15 protein-coding genes and 1 pseudogene are annotated in these 17,080 nt (G+C 48.0%); all 16 read left to right on the top strand.

Features of this window, described 5'->3' with window-relative positions; all coding sequences use genetic code 11:
• The first annotated feature begins 105 nt into the window (after positions 1–105).
• The 16 genes and pseudogenes from QYB97_RS06795 to QYB97_RS06870 all read left to right on the top strand — a co-directional run bounded on the left by QYB97_RS06795 (position 106) and on the right by QYB97_RS06870 (position 17,077).
• Positions 106–1,485 carry an MFS transporter gene (locus QYB97_RS06795; protein ID WP_301165220.1) on the top strand — a complete coding sequence of 460 codons (1,380 nt, stop codon included), beginning with the start codon at positions 106–108 and terminating at the stop codon, positions 1,483–1,485.
• Between the two features lie 106 nt (positions 1,486–1,591).
• Positions 1,592–2,602 (top strand): LacI family DNA-binding transcriptional regulator, encoded by a 1,011-nt coding sequence (locus QYB97_RS06800; protein WP_301165221.1) that lies wholly within the window; start codon positions 1,592–1,594, stop codon positions 2,600–2,602.
• Between the two features lie 406 nt (positions 2,603–3,008).
• Positions 3,009–4,475 (top strand): tagaturonate reductase, encoded by a 1,467-nt coding sequence (locus QYB97_RS06805; protein WP_301165222.1) that lies wholly within the window; start codon positions 3,009–3,011, stop codon positions 4,473–4,475.
• 12 nt (positions 4,476–4,487) lie between these two features.
• Positions 4,488–5,981 (top strand): UxaA family hydrolase, encoded by a 1,494-nt coding sequence (locus tag QYB97_RS06810; protein WP_301165223.1) that lies wholly within the window; start codon positions 4,488–4,490, stop codon positions 5,979–5,981.
• A gap of 24 nt (positions 5,982–6,005) precedes the next feature.
• Positions 6,006–7,019, top strand: coding sequence for a zinc-binding alcohol dehydrogenase family protein (locus tag QYB97_RS06815; protein ID WP_301165224.1), 1,014 nt, complete (start codon positions 6,006–6,008; stop codon positions 7,017–7,019).
• Between the two features lie 393 nt (positions 7,020–7,412).
• Positions 7,413–8,342: a sugar kinase gene (locus tag QYB97_RS06820; protein WP_425589775.1), complete on the top strand. Its 930-nt coding sequence runs from the start codon at positions 7,413–7,415 to the stop codon at positions 8,340–8,342.
• A 32-nt stretch (positions 8,343–8,374) separates the two neighbouring features.
• Positions 8,375–8,575, top strand: a pseudogene (locus QYB97_RS06825) (Ldh family oxidoreductase); the annotation flags it as partial.
• Positions 8,576–8,580: 5 nt separating this feature from the next.
• Complete coding sequence (locus QYB97_RS06830; RefSeq protein ID WP_301165226.1) at positions 8,581–9,600, top strand: zinc-binding alcohol dehydrogenase family protein; 1,020 nt, start codon at positions 8,581–8,583, stop codon at positions 9,598–9,600.
• Between the two features lie 13 nt (positions 9,601–9,613).
• Complete coding sequence (locus QYB97_RS06835) at positions 9,614–10,249, top strand: bifunctional 2-keto-4-hydroxyglutarate aldolase/2-keto-3-deoxy-6-phosphogluconate aldolase (protein WP_301165227.1); 636 nt, start codon at positions 9,614–9,616, stop codon at positions 10,247–10,249.
• 1 nt (position 10,250) lies between these two features.
• Positions 10,251–11,330 (top strand): mannonate dehydratase, encoded by a 1,080-nt coding sequence (uxuA, locus tag QYB97_RS06840; RefSeq protein WP_301165228.1) that lies wholly within the window; start codon positions 10,251–10,253, stop codon positions 11,328–11,330.
• Positions 11,327–12,163, top strand: coding sequence for an SDR family oxidoreductase (locus tag QYB97_RS06845; RefSeq protein WP_301165229.1), 837 nt, complete (start codon positions 11,327–11,329; stop codon positions 12,161–12,163). Before uxuA ends, QYB97_RS06845 begins: the two co-directional genes overlap by 4 nt.
• A gap of 87 nt (positions 12,164–12,250) precedes the next feature.
• Positions 12,251–13,252, top strand: a complete 1,002-nt coding sequence (locus QYB97_RS06850) for a LacI family DNA-binding transcriptional regulator (protein ID WP_301165230.1) — start codon at positions 12,251–12,253, stop codon at positions 13,250–13,252.
• An 84-nt stretch (positions 13,253–13,336) separates the two neighbouring features.
• Entirely contained in the window at positions 13,337–14,605 is a 1,269-nt protein-coding gene (locus QYB97_RS06855) for an MFS transporter (protein ID WP_301165231.1), read from the top strand.
• A gap of 137 nt (positions 14,606–14,742) precedes the next feature.
• On the top strand, positions 14,743–15,453 hold the full coding sequence (locus QYB97_RS06860; RefSeq protein ID WP_301165232.1) for an aspartate/glutamate racemase family protein: 711 nt from the start codon (positions 14,743–14,745) through the stop codon (positions 15,451–15,453).
• A gap of 25 nt (positions 15,454–15,478) precedes the next feature.
• Positions 15,479–16,039 (top strand): AAA family ATPase, encoded by a 561-nt coding sequence (locus QYB97_RS06865; RefSeq protein ID WP_301165233.1) that lies wholly within the window; start codon positions 15,479–15,481, stop codon positions 16,037–16,039.
• A 372-nt stretch (positions 16,040–16,411) separates the two neighbouring features.
• The gene (locus QYB97_RS06870; RefSeq protein WP_301165234.1) at positions 16,412–17,077 is read left to right on the top strand and encodes a M15 family metallopeptidase; all 666 of its coding nucleotides are present in this window, start codon (positions 16,412–16,414) and stop codon (positions 17,075–17,077) included.
• The last annotated feature ends 3 nt before the right edge of the window (positions 17,078–17,080 follow it).

Below are 17,080 nucleotides of genomic sequence, written 5' to 3' on the forward strand. Positions count from 1 at the left end.
ATAGAGGGCCAACAATATGCTGAGCGGGAATCTCTTAAAAAAACTTTAGACTAGAAGTATATCGTACAAAAAAGGCAAGTTCAAATAATATCATAGAGGTGCGAAATGAGTGCAGAGCTGGCAAAAAAAGTCGTACCAATAGAGGCAGAGAAAAGGCTGTCCCTAAAGGAAAAAGTATCATACGGTTTTGGTGATTTTGGCAACGGCTTCATGTTTGACCTGGGCCAAATTTATTTATTAAAGTTCTTTACTGATGTGGCAGGCATCCCGGCAGCATTGGCGGGCACCATCTTTTTGGTCAGTAAGCTGTTCGCTGCGATTACGGACCCGATCGTCGGTTCTTCCATCGATTACCGGAAGAACATCGGTAGCCGCGGCAAATTCCGTCCTTACCTTTTGATCGGAAGCATGGTTCTTGCGCTGTTAACCATCTTGATTTTCCTGTCTCCGAACCTGTCAACTACCGGAAAACTGATCTACGCGTATGCGACCTATATGTTGTGGGGACTGGGCTACTCTTTTGTTAACATACCGTACGGTTCACTAGGTGCAGCAATGACACAGAATGCCGATGACCGGACGTCGATTGCGACCTTCCGCCAGATCGGTTCTCTTGGCGCCTTGTTCATCACAAGTGTCGCTGTCATGCCGATCCTGGTGAAATTTAACAACCCAAAAGTCGGCTACCCGATCGTAATGGGGCTGTTTGCGGTCATCGGAGTTATCTGGTTTTATGTATGCTACCGAAATTGCAAGGAACGTGTTGTGGTAAAAGAGGCACCAAAAGAAAAGCTGACGTTCAAGTCTGTCATCAAGACGTTTGTGCAAAACAAGCCATTGCTGACACTTGTACTAATGACAATCTTTTCGATCTCCGCCTACAACATCAAGTCAGCCATGCTTGTGTATTTTGCCCAGTATAACCTTGGTAACGTGGAACTCATGGCATACATGAACTTTATCATTATTGGTTCCTCTTTCCTTGGCGTGGTGTTCCTGCCCAAGCTTGTAAGGATTTTTGGAAAAAAACAAACGGCGATGATCGGTTTTGGAATCAGTGTCGCAGCCGACCTGATCAACTTCCTGGTTCCGTCCAATGTGTACATTTTTACGATTCTTGCCAGTATTGCCTTTATCGGAATCAGTATTCCAAATGGCATCACGTGGGCGCTAGTCTCTGACATTATCGATTACGGCGAGTGGAAGTCTGGCGAGCGTAAAGAAGCAACAACCTATTCACTGTTTAACTTTTCGCGCAAACTGGCTCAGTCATTATCCGGCTTCCTTTCCGGAATTGGCCTCGGGCTAGTCGGCTATGTGCCGAACGTAGCGCAGACCGCCGGTGCCCTAATTGGGATCAAGGCGCTTTTACTCCTGTATCCTGCGCTTGCCCTGACACTCGCCATGATTATTGTTGGATTTATGTATAAGCTCACAGACAAGCAGCATGCCCGTATTGTCACTGAACTTCATCAAAGAAGTTAAAGTTTTTTGAAAACGGGGCACATGCAGGTTTAGCTGAGGGAGCCTCCGTGTTAAACTATAAACAAAGATTGCAGATTAAGGACTATGGCAAAAGGATGAAACAAGTATGGTAACGATAAAAGATATTGCTAAACTGGCTAATGTTTCTCATACAACGGTATCAAGAGCGCTTAACAATAGTCCTTACATTAAGGAACCCACCAAGCGGAGGATTCTTGAAATCGCTTCCCAGCTTAACTACACGCCCAACTACAACGCCAAGAACCTGGTGATGCAGAAGTCGCATACGATCGGCCTCTTTTTCACCAGCATTTCAAACGGAACATCACCGATCTTCCTGGCGGATACCATCAAAGGGGTAAACAGTGTGATCGGGCAGGAATTTAACCTGTTCGTGCGGGGAATCGATGATTACGATAATTTTTCTTCCATTAATAATATGAGGTTTGATGGCATCATTTTAATGAGCCAGAGTGAAGTCGATAATACCTTCATCTATCATGTGATGCAGAAGAAGATCCCTCTTGTTGTCCTTAACCGGGAGATACAGGAACAAGGCTTGATCAACCTGCTCTCCAATGACGAGGTCGGAGCCCGGCAGGCGGTCGAACACTTAATCGCCAAAGGGCACAAGGACATCGCTTTAATTGAAGGGAAAAAAGGATTCAAATCCGCCCAGGCCCGCAAGGACGGATATATGGCTGCCCTCATTGAAAACGGGCTTTTGATTCATAAGGAGTATCAGGTGGAAGGCCATTACGACATGCAGAGCGGCTACACCGCCATGAATCAATTGCTGGACCTGAATCGCCCTCCTACAGCTGTGTTCTGCTCGAATGATGATATGGCCATTGGAGCGATGAATGCCGTTTTTGCCAGGGGCCTGAAGGTTCCGGATGATGTGTCCATCGTCGGTTTTGATGACATTGGGTTCGCCCAGTACACAACACCAAGGCTTACAACCGTAAAACGCCCAGTTGAAAAAATCAGTATCGAAGGGGCAAAGCGGCTTTTGTTCGCCATCAGCAAGGCCCCTGCACAGAGCGTCAAGCTGTACGAAAACACATCCTTGATTATCAGGGACTCGGTGAAGGATCTGAAAGAGGAAAAAAGGTAGGCTCCTTTTTAGTACATTTATGCATAGTGTCTTCACTGACAAGTTAATTGGAGTGCAAGGTGCGAGACTCCTCGAAAATGAATATCACATTTTCTTCGTGCGATCTATCGCTGCCGAAGCGTTCCTTGTCCTGAGGGAAAAGCGGGACAGATGAGACTAAGGAGGCGTTTACGCCGGTAAGGAAGGCGTTTCGCCGAACCCCAAGACCAAGCGACGAGGAAGTAGGCGATTACGCCGGCCAGGCTCAGCGCCCGCCCTAGGAAAGCGAGCAGCCTGGAACGGAAATTAACCACTTTCAAGGCAACATGTGAAAACGCTAAATTAACGCCCGTTTAAACCTAAACGGGCCTTTTTTTCAAAATATATTGTTCACGTGTGCAAAAATAGACAACAGGAGGGGATTGGATTGGAAACATTAAACCGAAGCATTGCAGGTACTGCGAACCGCTATCCCGAGAAGGTGCTGCAATTTGGAGAAGGCAACTTTTTGAGAGCGTTTGCGGACTGGCAGATTCAGGAGCTGAACGAAAAAGCAGGCTTTAACGGAAGCGTTGTCGTGGTCCAGCCGAGAGGATCCGGCAAGATTGAGCGTCTGAACCGTCAGGAGGGCCTTTTTACCCTTTATCTTCAAGGGATCAAAGAGGGGCAGGAAGTCAATGAACACCTTGTGGTAGACTCCATCAGCCGCGGCATTAACCTGGATCAGGACTATGATCACTACCTGAAGCTGTCGGAAAGCGAAGATCTGCGGTTTGTCATCTCAAACACAACAGAAGCGGGGATACGCTTTAACGAGAATGCGAGATTGGAAGATCGTCCGCAGGAAGGGTTTCCGGCGAAATTGACCGCTTTTCTTTATCACCGGTTTCAAACGTTCAGCGGGGATTTATCCAAGGGCTGTGTGTTGATTCCGTGCGAATTGATCGAAAACAACGGGCTGGAGCTGAAGAAAGTCGTGCTGCAGTATGCAGAGCACTGGAAACTTGAACCGGCATTTGTGGAATGGCTCAATGAGGCCAACACCTTTTGTTCGAGTTTAGTAGACCGCATTGTACCGGGATATCCCAAGGACTCCGGTGAAGAAAAAGAAGCGGCGCTCGGATACCGTGATGAACTGATGGTCGTGTCTGAGCAATATTACCTTTTAGTAATTGAGGGGCCGGAAGGGCTGAAGGATGAGCTTCCATTTGAAAAAGCGGGCTTAAACAGCTTCATTGTGGATGACCTCACCGCCTACCGTGAACGAAAGGTCCGGATATTAAACGGATCGCATACGGCGATGCTTCCTGTGTGCTATTTATACGGATTGGATACGGTGTCACAGTCGGTGAATGATGAGGTCACCGGAGCATTCATTAAAGAGCTGATTGCTGAAGAAATCATCCCGGGAATGAAGTACAGCGAGGAAGAAATGAAGGCATATGCCCAGGACGTTCTGGAGCGTTTTAGAAATCCGTATATTCACCATTTCCTAAGCTCGCTCGCACTGAATGCGATTTCGAAATTCAATGCCCGAAATGTTCCGTCACTGGTGGATTACGTAACGAGGAAGCAGCAGCTGCCACAGCGCCTCACGTTTGCGCTCAGCGCTCTACTGTACTTTTACAAAGGAAAAAGAGGAGAGGAAGACATTCCGCTGGATGACAGTCCTGAAATCATAGAAGAGTTTAAGAAGCTTTGGCAGAAAGTCGACAGCAAGGAATGGCAGCTGACTGCTTTCGTCCAGAATATCCTCTCCAAAGAGCAGTGGTGGGGAAGAGATCTTTCGTCCATTACCGGGCTGACCACAACGGTCGCCGAGCATTTGAAAGTCATTGAAGATAAAGGGATTAAGGCTGCACTTCTTGAAGTGAATGCTGCCTTTACCAAATAAAGGAGCGGTATCATGAAGGACTATCTGCAAATCCATGAAAACGATAATGTCATTTTGGCTCTCCGTGATTTGAAAGAGGGAGAGGTGCTGTCGGCTGGAGGAAAAGAAGTGATTTTAAAGAGCGATGTGGGCCGCGGGCATAAGGTGGCGCTTACCGATCTTTCTGTCAACAGCGATGTGATCAAATACGGCTACCCCATCGGCCATGTGACGGAAGCGGTGGAAGCCGGGGAGTGGGTGCATACCCACAACACGAAAACCAACCTGTCAGGAACCGAGGACTATGAGTACCATCCGAAGAAAGCAGAACTCTCTTATCGCGAAGAAAACCTCACGTTTCAAGGCTACCGCCGGGAAAACGGCAAAGTGGGCATCCGCAACGAGCTCTGGATTGTTCCAACGGTTGGTTGCGTTAACGGTATCGCCGAAAAAATTATCAAACGCTTTGAAAAGGAAGTCGGGGACATTGCGCCTTTTGACAATGTGCTTGTACTCAAGCACAGCTATGGCTGCTCCCAGCTGGGAGACGACCATGAAAACACAAGGCAGATTCTGATTGACGCGGTGAACCATCCAAACGCCGGAGGAGTCCTTGTGCTTGGCCTCGGCTGCGAAAATAATGAACTGCCGGCCTTTAAAGAATCGCTCGGGTTGATTAACGAAAATCGGATCAAGTTCCTGGTGTCACAGGAAGTATCCGATGAAATTGAAGCCGGAGTAGAGCTCGTTAAAGAAATTTATGCTGCTGCCCAGGATGACAGGCGTGAAGAGGTTCCGGTTTCAGAATTGAAGATCGGCTTGAAGTGCGGCGGATCGGACGGTTTTTCCGGCATTACAGCCAATCCGCTTCTTGGACGATTTTCAGACTACCTTATTTCTCAGGGAGGAACGACCGTTTTAACCGAGGTACCAGAAATGTTTGGTGCTGAAAAGCTATTGATGGAGCGGGCGCAGGACAAAGAAGTCTTTCACAAGATTGAGCATCTGGTGAATGATTTTAAAGACTACTTTCTTCAGCATGATCAGCCGGTGTACGAGAATCCATCTCCGGGCAATAAGGCAGGCGGGATTACAACATTGGAGGACAAATCGCTTGGCTGCACCCAAAAAGCCGGTACATCAACGGTTGTGGACGTGCTGAAGTATGGCGAAGTGTTAAAAACCAATGGGTTAAACCTGCTCAGCGCACCGGGCAATGACCTTATTGCTTCAACGGCTCTGGCTGCCGCAGGATGTCATATGGTCCTTTTCACCACCGGTCGCGGAACACCGTTTGGAACCTTTGTGCCAACGATGAAGGTCTCAACCAATACCCAACTGTTTGAAAACAAGCCGCACTGGATTGATTACAACGCAGGAAAATTGCTTCATGACGATATTTCCAGCGAAGAAGTAACAAAGGATTTTCTTCGCTATGTCATTAAAGTGGCGAGCGGTGAACAAGTCAATAACGAAAAAAATGACTTTAGGGAAATATCCATCTTTAAATCAGGTGTAACACTTTAATTAATAGAAAGGAGTCGGTCAGCTATGAAAGGAATCATTTGTGAAGAACCTAATGCATTTAAACAAATTGAGGTGGAAAAGCCCGTGCCCAAGGAGGGCGAGGCATTGCTCAGAATCCGCCGTGTCGGCATCTGCGGCACGGATCTGCACGCGTTCAGCGGGAACCAGCCGTATTTTACCTATCCGCGCATCCTTGGACATGAGCTTTCGGGTGTAATTGAATCTGTAGGCGCCAATCCATTTGGCTATGAAGTGGGCGATCAGGTAAGCATTATTCCTTACCTGGAGTGCGGCAAATGTGTGGCCTGCAGAAACGGCAAAACCAACTGCTGCACAGATATGAAGGTGCTTGGTGTCCATGCGGACGGCGGAATGAGAGAATGGATGGCTGTTCCTGTTGACCATTTGATTAAAACGGACGGATTGAGCCTGGATGAGGCAGCCATGATTGAGCCATTAAGCATTGGCGCGCATGCGGTAAGACGCTCGCGGCTGAGAAAAGGCGAGAATGTCCTCGTCATCGGTGCAGGGCCGATCGGTCTTGGCGTTATGGCGTTTGCCAAAGCAGAAGGTGCGCGGGTCATTGCGATGGATCTTGATGCCGAACGGTTAAACTTTTGCCAAAAGTGGGCGAATGTTGATGCTATTGTAAATGCGGCAGATCAGCCAGTCGAAAAACTGCTTGAGCTGACAGACGGCGAACTTCCGACCGTTGTCCTTGATGCAACCGGCAATGCACGTTCCATGATGAGCGCGTTCGATTATGCGGCGCATGGCGGAACCCTCGTCTATGTGGGATTGGTGAAAAGTGACCTCACCTTTTCAGACCCTGATTTTCATAAAAAGGAACTGACCCTGATGGGAAGCCGGAATGCCACCCGGGAGGATTTTGAAAACGTCCTGAATACGGTAAAAAACGGGGAAGTTGATCTAAAGCCATACATTACCCACCGCTCGAACCTGGATGAAATGATCACTGATTTTGATGGCTGGCTCAAGCCTGAATCCAAGGTCATTAAAGCCATTGTCGAATTTTAAACAGATTTTTTAAAATTAACAGTTTTTTTGTCTTGCGTTTGTAAGGGTTTTCATATACCATGTGACTAAACCGGTTTACCAAACCGATTTAGTTTTGTTATCTATGAAACAGCCCTTACATTTTCTAATAGATTTTTGCAATCGGAGCATTTTTTCTTCACCGATAAGTTGATTGGAGTGCAAGGTGCGAGACTCCAGTGGAAAAAGCGGGACAGCTGAGACCCCGCAGGAGCTTGCGGCGAGGAAGTAGGCGTTTACGCCGGCCAGGCTCAGCGCCCGCCCACGGAAAGCGAGCAGCCTGAAACGTAAATCAACCACTTCCAAGAACGACATAGCATTGAGCAACCTAAAGAAAGGGGTATAAATGTGCCAGAACAGTTTGGGATTTTAACGATGGGAGACGCAATGATTACGCTGAACCCTGCAACAACTGGGCCGCTGCGCTTTGTTGCCAATTTTGAACGAAAAGTAGGAGGAGCGGAACTGAATTTCGCGATCGGCTGCGCAAGGCTTGATCTCCGCTCCAAATGGATCAGCCGCCTCGGAAAAGATGAGTTCGGCCGCGTCATTTACAATTTTGCCAAGGGCGAAGGCGTTGACATGACCGATGTGGAGTATGTTGAAGGCCATCCCACTTCTCTTAACATAAAAGAAATCCGTGAAGACGGATCCGGCAAAACGTTTTACTACCGGTACAATTCACCGGTACTGACGATGGAACCGGAAGACATCACAGAGGAGATGTTCAAGGACATTCATATCGTTCACCTCACCGGTGTGTTCATGGCAATCGACCGCAAAAATCTGGATATCGTCCATCGTGTCCTTTCCATTGCCAAAGAAAAAGGCATCCTGGTTTCCTTCGATCCCAATATCCGCCTGAAGCTGTGGAGCATTGAGGACGCACGGGCCGCCTATCATGATGTGTTCCCTTATGTGGATATCCTGTTAACCGGGCGGGATGAAATCAAAAGCATCATTGGTACGGATGATGATAAAGCACTCGCAGATTTCGCACAGCGCTATTCGATCAGCCAGCTGGTCATCAAAGACGGCGGTGAAGGATCGGCCCTATACATGGATGGACAATGGGTGCGAAAGGAAGCATTTTCGGTTACGCCGGTTGATACAGTTGGTGCGGGAGACGGCTTTGACGCTGGGTACCTGTACAGCTTCCTTCATGAATTTGAACCGGAAAAACGGCTTGAGTTCGCAAACGCCGTTGGTGCACTGGTGACAACGGTCTCCGGTGATAATGAGGGGCTGCCGCTCCTTGAAGAAGTGTTGTCTTTTGTAAACCAGGAAGCAGTAGTAGAACGTTAGGGCGGAAGAGTTATGGCAACAACCAAAAGCGTAATCCATCGTTTTTTACAGACAGAGACAGATTTCTGGAACAAATGGATGCCATGATGGAGGAGCTGCGGCAGGTACCGCCTGCACCAGGCTTTGACCGGGTATATGTACCAGGAGAGATAGAGCAGCTTCACGAGGAGAGAAACCTTCAGAACGGGATTACGATTGCACAGCCAGTGTATGAATTTTTGAAAAGCAGGTGAGTAAAATGAAAGCGGTTCAAGTACGAAAAGCGCATGACCTCGTCACAGAGGAAATGGAAAAGCCGGTCATCGTAAACGATAGCGATGTGCTGGTCAAAGTAAAGCGGGTAGGAATCTGCGGATCGGATATGCACATTTATCATGGCACAAACCCCCTCGCTACACTGCCGCGTGTCATTGGCCACGAAGTGACCGGACAGGTGGAAAAAGTGGGCTCGGCAGTTAAGCATCTTCAGCCTGGGGACCATGTAGTCGTTGAGCCGATTTCGTATTGCGGAACATGCTATGCATGCCGCAAAGGCCGGCCCAATGTTTGCTTGTCACTATCGGTTTTCGGCGTTCATGAGGATGGAGGCATGCGGGAATACCTGGTGCTGCCCGAAAAACAGCTGCATTCGGTTTCCGTAGAATTGCCCTGGGAGGAAACAGTGATGGCCGAGCCTTACACCATTGGCGCGCAGGCGGTTTGGAGAGGCGAGGTGGAAGGGGGCGACACGGTTCTCATTCAGGGAGCAGGGCCGATTGGAATTTGTATTTTAAAAATGGCAAAGCTGCAGGGAGCTTCCGTTATGGTCACCGACCTGAATGAAGAACGGCTGGCGTTTGCGAAAGAAAACGGTGCGGATGTAACGGTCAATGTCCAGCATGAGGATGCGCTGGCGAGAGTTCAGGAGTGGACGGACAATGAGGGAGCGAATGTCGTAATCGATGCAGTTTGCCTCCCATCGACATTCAAATTATCCGTTGACGCGGTCTGCCCGGCAGGAAATGTGGTCGTTCTTGGCTTTGATGAAAAGGAGGCGGGAATCTCCCAGCTTCCGATTACGAAAAAGGAAGTAACGATCACCGGTTCCAGACTCCAGACTAACCAGTTTCCCAGAGTCGTAGAATTATTGAATGAAGGCAAGCTTACGCATGACGGGCTTGTGACCCATACCTTTTCGGTAGACGAAGTACAAGAAGCCTTCCGGTTTGTTGAAGAGCATCCGGATCAGGTCCGCAAGGCCATTATTACATTTGATTAAAGGAGGAAAAGGCATGCTGCCAAAGTATTCGGTTTATCAGCAATTGTTGGAAACGAAAGTGGTTGCCGTTGTCCGCGGACAAAACAGCCATGAAGCCATTCAGGTGTCAAAAGCAGCGATTGAAGGCGGAATTACCGCCATTGAGCTGACCTATACCACTCCGGAAGTGGAGGAAGTGTTTAAAGAATTGCGCCATATGGATGTGCTGCTCGGTGCAGGTTCGGTAATGGATCCTGAAACGGCGAGGCACGCCATTTTATCCGGAGCCAAGTTTATCGTAAGCTCCCACTTTGTAAAAGAGATCGCAACCCTTTGCAACCGATACAGTGTTCCGTACTTGCCTGGCTGCATGAACATTTCCGATATGGCACTCGCCCTTGAAGCGGGATGTGATGTGCTGAAGCTGTTCCCGGCCAACACGTTTGATCCTTCATTTATTAAATCCGTCAACGGCCCGCTGCCAAACGTCCGCATCATGCCGACTGGCGGGATTTCACTAAAGAACATGAACGACTGGCTGGGTGCCGGCGCTGTGGCTGTCGGGGTGGGCAGTGATTTGACCAAAGCCTTCAAAAAGGGCGGATACGATGAAGCGGTATCGTTAAGCAGAGAGTATATCGCGAAAATGAATCAACATTCGGAGGTGTAACATGAATATCACGTTTCGATGGTACGGGCGCGGCAATGATACCGTAACGATGGAGCATATCAAGCAGATTCCTAACGTGAAGGGAATTGTCTGGGCTCTTCACCAAAAGCCTGTAGGTGAAGTATGGGAAAAGGAAGAGATCAAAGAAGAAGTAGAGTACATTCAGAGCCACGGCTTTCATACGGATGTTGTGGAAAGTGTGAACGTCCATGAATCTATTAAACTAGGAAACAGTGAACGCGATCGCTATATTGAAAACTACAAACAAACGATCCGCAACCTTTCCGAACTTGGCGTAAAGGTGATCTGTTATAACTTTATGCCGATCTTTGACTGGACACGGACCGACATGTACCGACCGCTTGAGGATGGTTCCACGGCTTTGTTTTTTGAAAAAGCAAAGGTTGAAAGCCTTGATCCACAAGAGCTGATCCGAACGGTGGCAGAAGCATCAGACCTTACGCTTCCGGGCTGGGAGCCTGAAAAGATGGCAAAGATCAAAGAGCTTTTTGAAGCCTATAAAGAAATTGATGAAGAAAAGCTTTGGGACAACCTGAAGATTTTCCTGGATGAAATTTTGCCGGTAGCCGAGGCACATGGAATCCAAATGGCCATCCATCCGGATGATCCGCCATGGTCCATTTTCGGATTGCCGCGCATCATTACAGGAGCAGAAAGCTATGAACGCTTGCGGGCGATTTCCGATTCCCCGGCAAACGGTATTACGATGTGCACAGGCTCCATGGGCGCCAATCCTGCCAATGATATGGTGGAGGTTGCGAAAAAATATGCAAGCATCGCTCCGTTTTCACACATCCGAAATGTGAAAATCTATGATAACGGCGATTTCGTGGAAACGTCCCACCTGACAAAAGATGGATCCATCAATGTCCAGGGTGTGGTGGAAGAACTGCATAAACAGGATTACACAGGATATGTCCGACCGGATCATGGCCGCCATATCTGGGGTGAGCAATGCCGTCCGGGCTATGGCCTGTACGACCGCGCACTTGGAATCATGTACTTGAACGGCCTTTGGGACGCCTATGTCGCTGCAGCCAAAAAAGAGGTGAACGTATGATCCCGGTACATGAAAATCTCAATGGCAAAACAGCAGTAATCACTGGCGGAAGCGGTGTGCTCTGTTCCGAGATGGCGCGGGAGCTTGCCCGCCATGGCGTCAAAGTCGCTGTGCTGAACCGCACGGCCGAAAAGGGCAAAGAAGTGGTGGATGAAATTGTCCAGGCAGGCGGAACGGCACTTGCGGTTTCTGCGGATGTGCTGAACCGTGAGTCGCTGGAGAAAGCAAAAGAAGAAGTTCTGAACCAGTTTGGTTCCGTCGATCTGCTGATCAATGGGGCGGGGGGCAATCATCCCGATGCCATTACGGACGTGGAAATTTATGAAGAAGAAGGACAGGGAAAATCCTTTTTTGATATGGATGAAAACGGATTTTCGCGCGTGTTTGCGACTAATTTTACCGGCTCGTTCCTTGCCTCCCAGGTGTTCGGCAAAGAGCTTCTGAAATCAGATTCGGGTACGATCATCAACATTTCGTCCATGAGTGCCTATTCTCCGATGACCAAGGTTCCGGCCTACAGCGCCGCAAAAGCTTCCATTAACAACTTTACGATGTGGATGGCGGTTCACTTTGCCGAAACCGGTCTCCGGATCAATGCGATTGCGCCAGGATTCTTTTTAACCAAACAGAACCGTGACCTGCTTCTTAAGGAAGATGGCAGTCATACGGACCGCTCGAAAAAAATCCTTACAGGCACACCGATGAAGCGATTCGGGAAACCGGAAGACCTGCTCGGCACGCTGCTCTGGCTAGCGGATGACTCGTATTCAGGATTCGTCACAGGCATTACCGTCCCTGTTGATGGAGGATTTATGGCATATTCCGGCGTCTGACCGGATATGCTGTTTTCTCCAGCTGATTGTAAAGCGCTTACAGTTTGCTTATACTAGTGAAATATGACGAATTAGACGGGGATGACAATGAAAACCATTACGATAGCCGACGTGGCTAAGCATGCCAATGTTTCAAAAAGCACGGTTTCTCAATTTTTAAACCAGCGCTTTGATTATATGAGTGAAAAAACAAAACAAAAAATCGAGGCGACCATACAGGAGCTCAATTACCAGCCCAATTTCGTAGCCCGCAGCCTGAAGCAGAAATCAACCTTTACGGTGGGCGTGGTGGTCGCGAACATCCTGCACACCTTTTCCACACAGGTGATCCGGGCGATCGAGGACTATTTTCACGAACAGGGCTTCCACATCATTGTCTGCAATGCAGACGATGAGCCGGTCAAGGAAAAGAAGTATATTGAAATGCTGCGTGCCAAGCAGGTGGACGGCATTATCATTTTTCCGACGGGTGAAAACCTTGCGCTGTACGAAAAGATGAAGCAGGATCGTTTTCCAATCGTTTTTATGGACCGGACGATCGAGGACCTGGAGATATCGACGGTCATGCTCGATAACCATGCTGCGGCCAAACTGGCAGTGGACCGTTTTGTTGAGCAAGGTTTAGACAGGATTGCCATCGTAACAACATCGATTATCCGCAACATCAGCCCGAGGGTGGAACGGATTGAAGGGTACAAGAAAGCGATGGAAAATCAAAATCTTCCCATTCGGGAGGAGTACATCAAAACAGCAGATGCTGACCAGATTTCAGAAGTGCTCTCGGAACTGTTTTCTTTACCCGAACCGCCGCAAGCGATTTTGGCAGGGAATGACATCGTTCTTGTTGAGGTATTGAAGTTCATGAAGGAAAAGGATATCAGAATCCCGGAGGATGCAGCCGTTATTGGAATTGACGACGTTTCCTTTGCCAGCTTTTTTACACCGCCGGTCACAACGATTGCCCAGCCAGCCGTGGAAATGGCGAAGCAGGCCGGAACGATCCTTTATAAGCAGATTAAAAACAGTGAGCAGGCAGAACAATGGATGTACCGTTATGAGCCGGCACTTATTTCAAGACATTCAGGATAAAAGGGGCTAGTAAATAAACCGGTTTATCCCCCGGTTCGCATTTAACAATCAGAAGATTCGCACAGTATAGGGGAGGGTTTTACCATGTTTACAAAAGACAGGCTTCCAGTTATTATCTTATTATTTTTAGCCGGAGTCATAAATTATTTGGACCGTTCAGCATTATCCATTGCAGCACCATTCATTCAGGATGACCTGACACTGTCTGCCACACAGATGGGTCTGATATTTAGTAGTTTCTCAGTAGGTTATGCGATTTTTAACTTTTTGGGTGGAATGGCGTCTGACCGCTATGGCGCAAAACTGACCCTGTTTGTCGCCATGATTGTCTGGTCTCTGTTTAGCGGCGCGGTTGCGCTTGCTTTCGGATTCGTCAGCTTGATGATCATCCGCATCCTGTTCGGAATGGGAGAAGGCCCGCTTTCGGCCACCATCAACAAGATGGTCAATAACTGGTTCCCGCCGACCCAGCGCGCTTCCGCCATTGGATTAACGAACAGCGGAACACCGCTTGGAGGCGCCATCTCAGGGCCGATCGTAGGTATGATTGCAATCGCCTTCAGCTGGAAGGTTTCCTTCGTATTGATCATGATTATCGGATTAATATGGGCGGTCTGCTGGTTCAAGTTTGTTAAAGACAAGCCTGCCAAGCCGATGGGTGATGCGCCTGCCATGAAAGCGGAAGTGGCTCCTAAGGAGAAAATTCCGCTAACGTTCTACCTGAAACAAAAAACGGTGCTCTTTACTGCTTTTGCTTTCTTTGCTTACAACTATATTCTTTTCTTCTTCCTCACATGGTTCCCAAGCTATCTGGTGGAAGAACGCGGTCTGAGTGTAAAATCGATGAGCGTCATTACCGTCATTCCTTGGATCTTAGGATTTATCGGCCTCGCTGCCGGCGGTTTTGTATCTGACTATGTGTTCAAGAAAGTCGCACGAAAAGGTGTGCTGTTCTCTCGTAAAGTCGTTCTAGTTTCATGCTTGTTTGCTTCAGCAGTATGTATCGGGTTTGCCGGACTGGTTAGCACAACTGTAAGCGCAGTAACATTGGTAGCGCTCTCTGTGTTCTTCCTGTATCTGACGGGTGCCATCTACTGGGCAATTGTTCAGGACGTGGTCGATCAACAGAATGTCGGTTCCGTTGGCGGCTTCATGCACTTTTTGGCCAACACAGCAGGTATTATCGGACCTGCATTAACCGGCTTTATCGTGGACAAGACTGGAACCTTCTCAGGTGCCTTCCTGCTTGCCGGGGGCCTTGCCATCTTTGCATCCCTTGCGGTTATCCGCTTCGTCCGTCCTATTGTTGCTAAGAAATCTGAGGTGGGCGTGGATGACACGGTGACTTATTAATTAATGAAATGGTTAGTACCCGGACTCGTTGAAAGTGAGTCCGGGTTTTTATTTGTGGGGCGGATTAAAAAGGGATTGAGCTGGGTTGAAAAGAATGTACTTTTGAGTGAATTTTTTTCAAAATTGAGGTGGATAAAATGAAAGTAATTGGTCTTATTGGCGGAATGAGCTGGGAATCTTCCGCTGAGTATTACCGGATGATTAATGAGGAAGTAAAACGAAGATTAGGAGGCTTGCATTCGGCCAAATGCCTTTTATACAGCGTTGATTTCCAGGAAATTGAACGCTACCAGTCAGAAGGAGCATGGGAAAAGGCGGGGGATGTGTTAAGTCATGCTGCGCGTTCTTTGGAAAAAGGCGGAGCAGACTTTATTGTGATTTGCACGAATACCATGCATAAAGTCATTGATGCTGTACAGGCGTCAGTCACCATTCCATTTTTACATATCGCAGATGCAACAGCGGCCAGGATAATAAAGGACGGTATTCATACAGCTGGCTTACTGGGCACCAGGTACACCATGGAGCAGGACTTTTATAAGTCACGTTTGGAGAGTAACGGGATACAGGTTATGGTGCCAAAGGAAATTGAAAGAGAAATGGTAAACAAAGTGATTTACGAGGAATTATGCTTGGGGAAAATCCGCCAGGAATCAAGGGATGAATATAAAAAAGTGATTCAAGGTTTGATTGATGCAGGCGCTCAAGGAATTATTCTGGGCTGTACAGAGATCGGACTATTGATCAAGCGGGAGGATTCCTCAGTTCCTCTCTATGACACTGCAAATATACATGCATTGGAAGCTGTAAACATGTCTCTATCCATTGAAAAGAAGAATGGGAGATAAGAGGGACATCAGGAGGAACGCTGCTATGAAATTCATTTTACTATTCGGCCCGCAGGCGGTCGGAAAGATGACAGTGGGACATGAGCTGGCAAAGATCACCGGTCTGAAATTGTTTCATAACCACATGACGATTGATCTGGTTCATCACTTTTTTGACTACGGCACAAAAGAAGGGATGCGCCTCGTTCATTCCTTCCGCGAGCAGATTTTTGAAGAAGTCGCCAAGAGTGACCAGAGCGGCATGATTTTCACCTATGTGTGGGCCTTTAATGAGCAGGAAGACTGGGATTATGTGGACCACGTGTGCGGAATCTTCGAATCCCGGGGAGCGGAGATTTATTTTGTTGAACTGGAGGCAGACCTGGAAGAACGGCTGCAGCGGAACAAAAGCGAATTTCGTCTGGCGCAAAAGCCTACGAAACGGGATTTAGAGTGGTCGGAGGGGGAACTGGTTTCTTCACTGGACCAATACCGCTTGAATTCCCTGGAGGGCGAGCTCCAGAGAACACCATATTTGCGGATTAATAATACATATTTGAGTGCGGAGGAGACTGCGGCCAGGATAAAAGAAGAATTTGGGCTGTAATTTGATAGATTTTACGTGAAAAAGCCTCCTTTTTGGGAGGCTTTTTGATTTTAAGAGATGGATTAGCTGTTTTTAGCTAGGAAATGGAGCTTTTAATCGGCTGGAATCGTGCTCCAGAACCGAATACAAGCCGATTTTCAACATTTACAAGCCGAAATGAGCCATTTACCGTCCGAAGTAACTCATTTACCCGCCAAAACCTGATTATGTCAACTACCGACCCACAAAACCACTCAGACCCCCAACAACACCCTGTCAGAAAATCTTCCCGCCTATTTCTATTTAACGCATTGCAATATTTTGTCATAAACTATATCATTATATTTAATATATTGTAAGAATATTCAATTTATTGAAAAGAGGTGGAAGTATTTGTCGGAAATACCCAACTTAGATTCCGGCACACCCCCGACACCACAGCATGAGCCCCTCATCTCCTTAACCGGTGTGTCCCCCAGAATTGAAGTCTATCCATTCTATTACCACAACCATCTGCCAGGCTCAGAGAATGATTGCTTCCTGCGCAAGGGAACAGTGGAAAGACTCATCCATGCGGCAGAACAGCTGCCGCCGGGCGTCAAGCTGGTCGTCCTTGACGGCTGGCGGTCCTACGAAACACAGCTTGCCATCTATGAAACCATCAAAAAAGACCTCGAAGACCAGCAGCTCACCCCGGAAGAAATGCAGATTGAGATCACCAAATTTGTTGCCGTTCCTACACGTGACCTTTTGAAGCCAGCGCCCCATCTGACCGGTGGAGCTGTAGACCTTACGCTCGCCAACCATCAGGGCTGGCTCGACATGGGAACAGGCTTTGACGATTTTACGGAAAAAGCGCAACTGGAATGGTATGAAAAGAGACCGAACCTCACCCAAAAGGAAGAAGCCATCCGTCTCAACCGCCGCGAGTTGCGGAAGGTCATGGAAAACGCGGGTTTTGTGTCCAATTCAGAAGAGTGGTGGCATTACGATTATGGCAACAGAAGATGGGCAAACGCGACGGAAAACGCCATTCTTTATTACGGAATTGAAAGGTAGAAA

It is taken from the genome of Fictibacillus fluitans (assembly GCF_030418125.1).
In the GTDB taxonomy this organism is placed as follows: Bacteria; Bacillota; Bacilli; order Bacillales; family Fictibacillaceae; genus Fictibacillus_C; species Fictibacillus_C fluitans.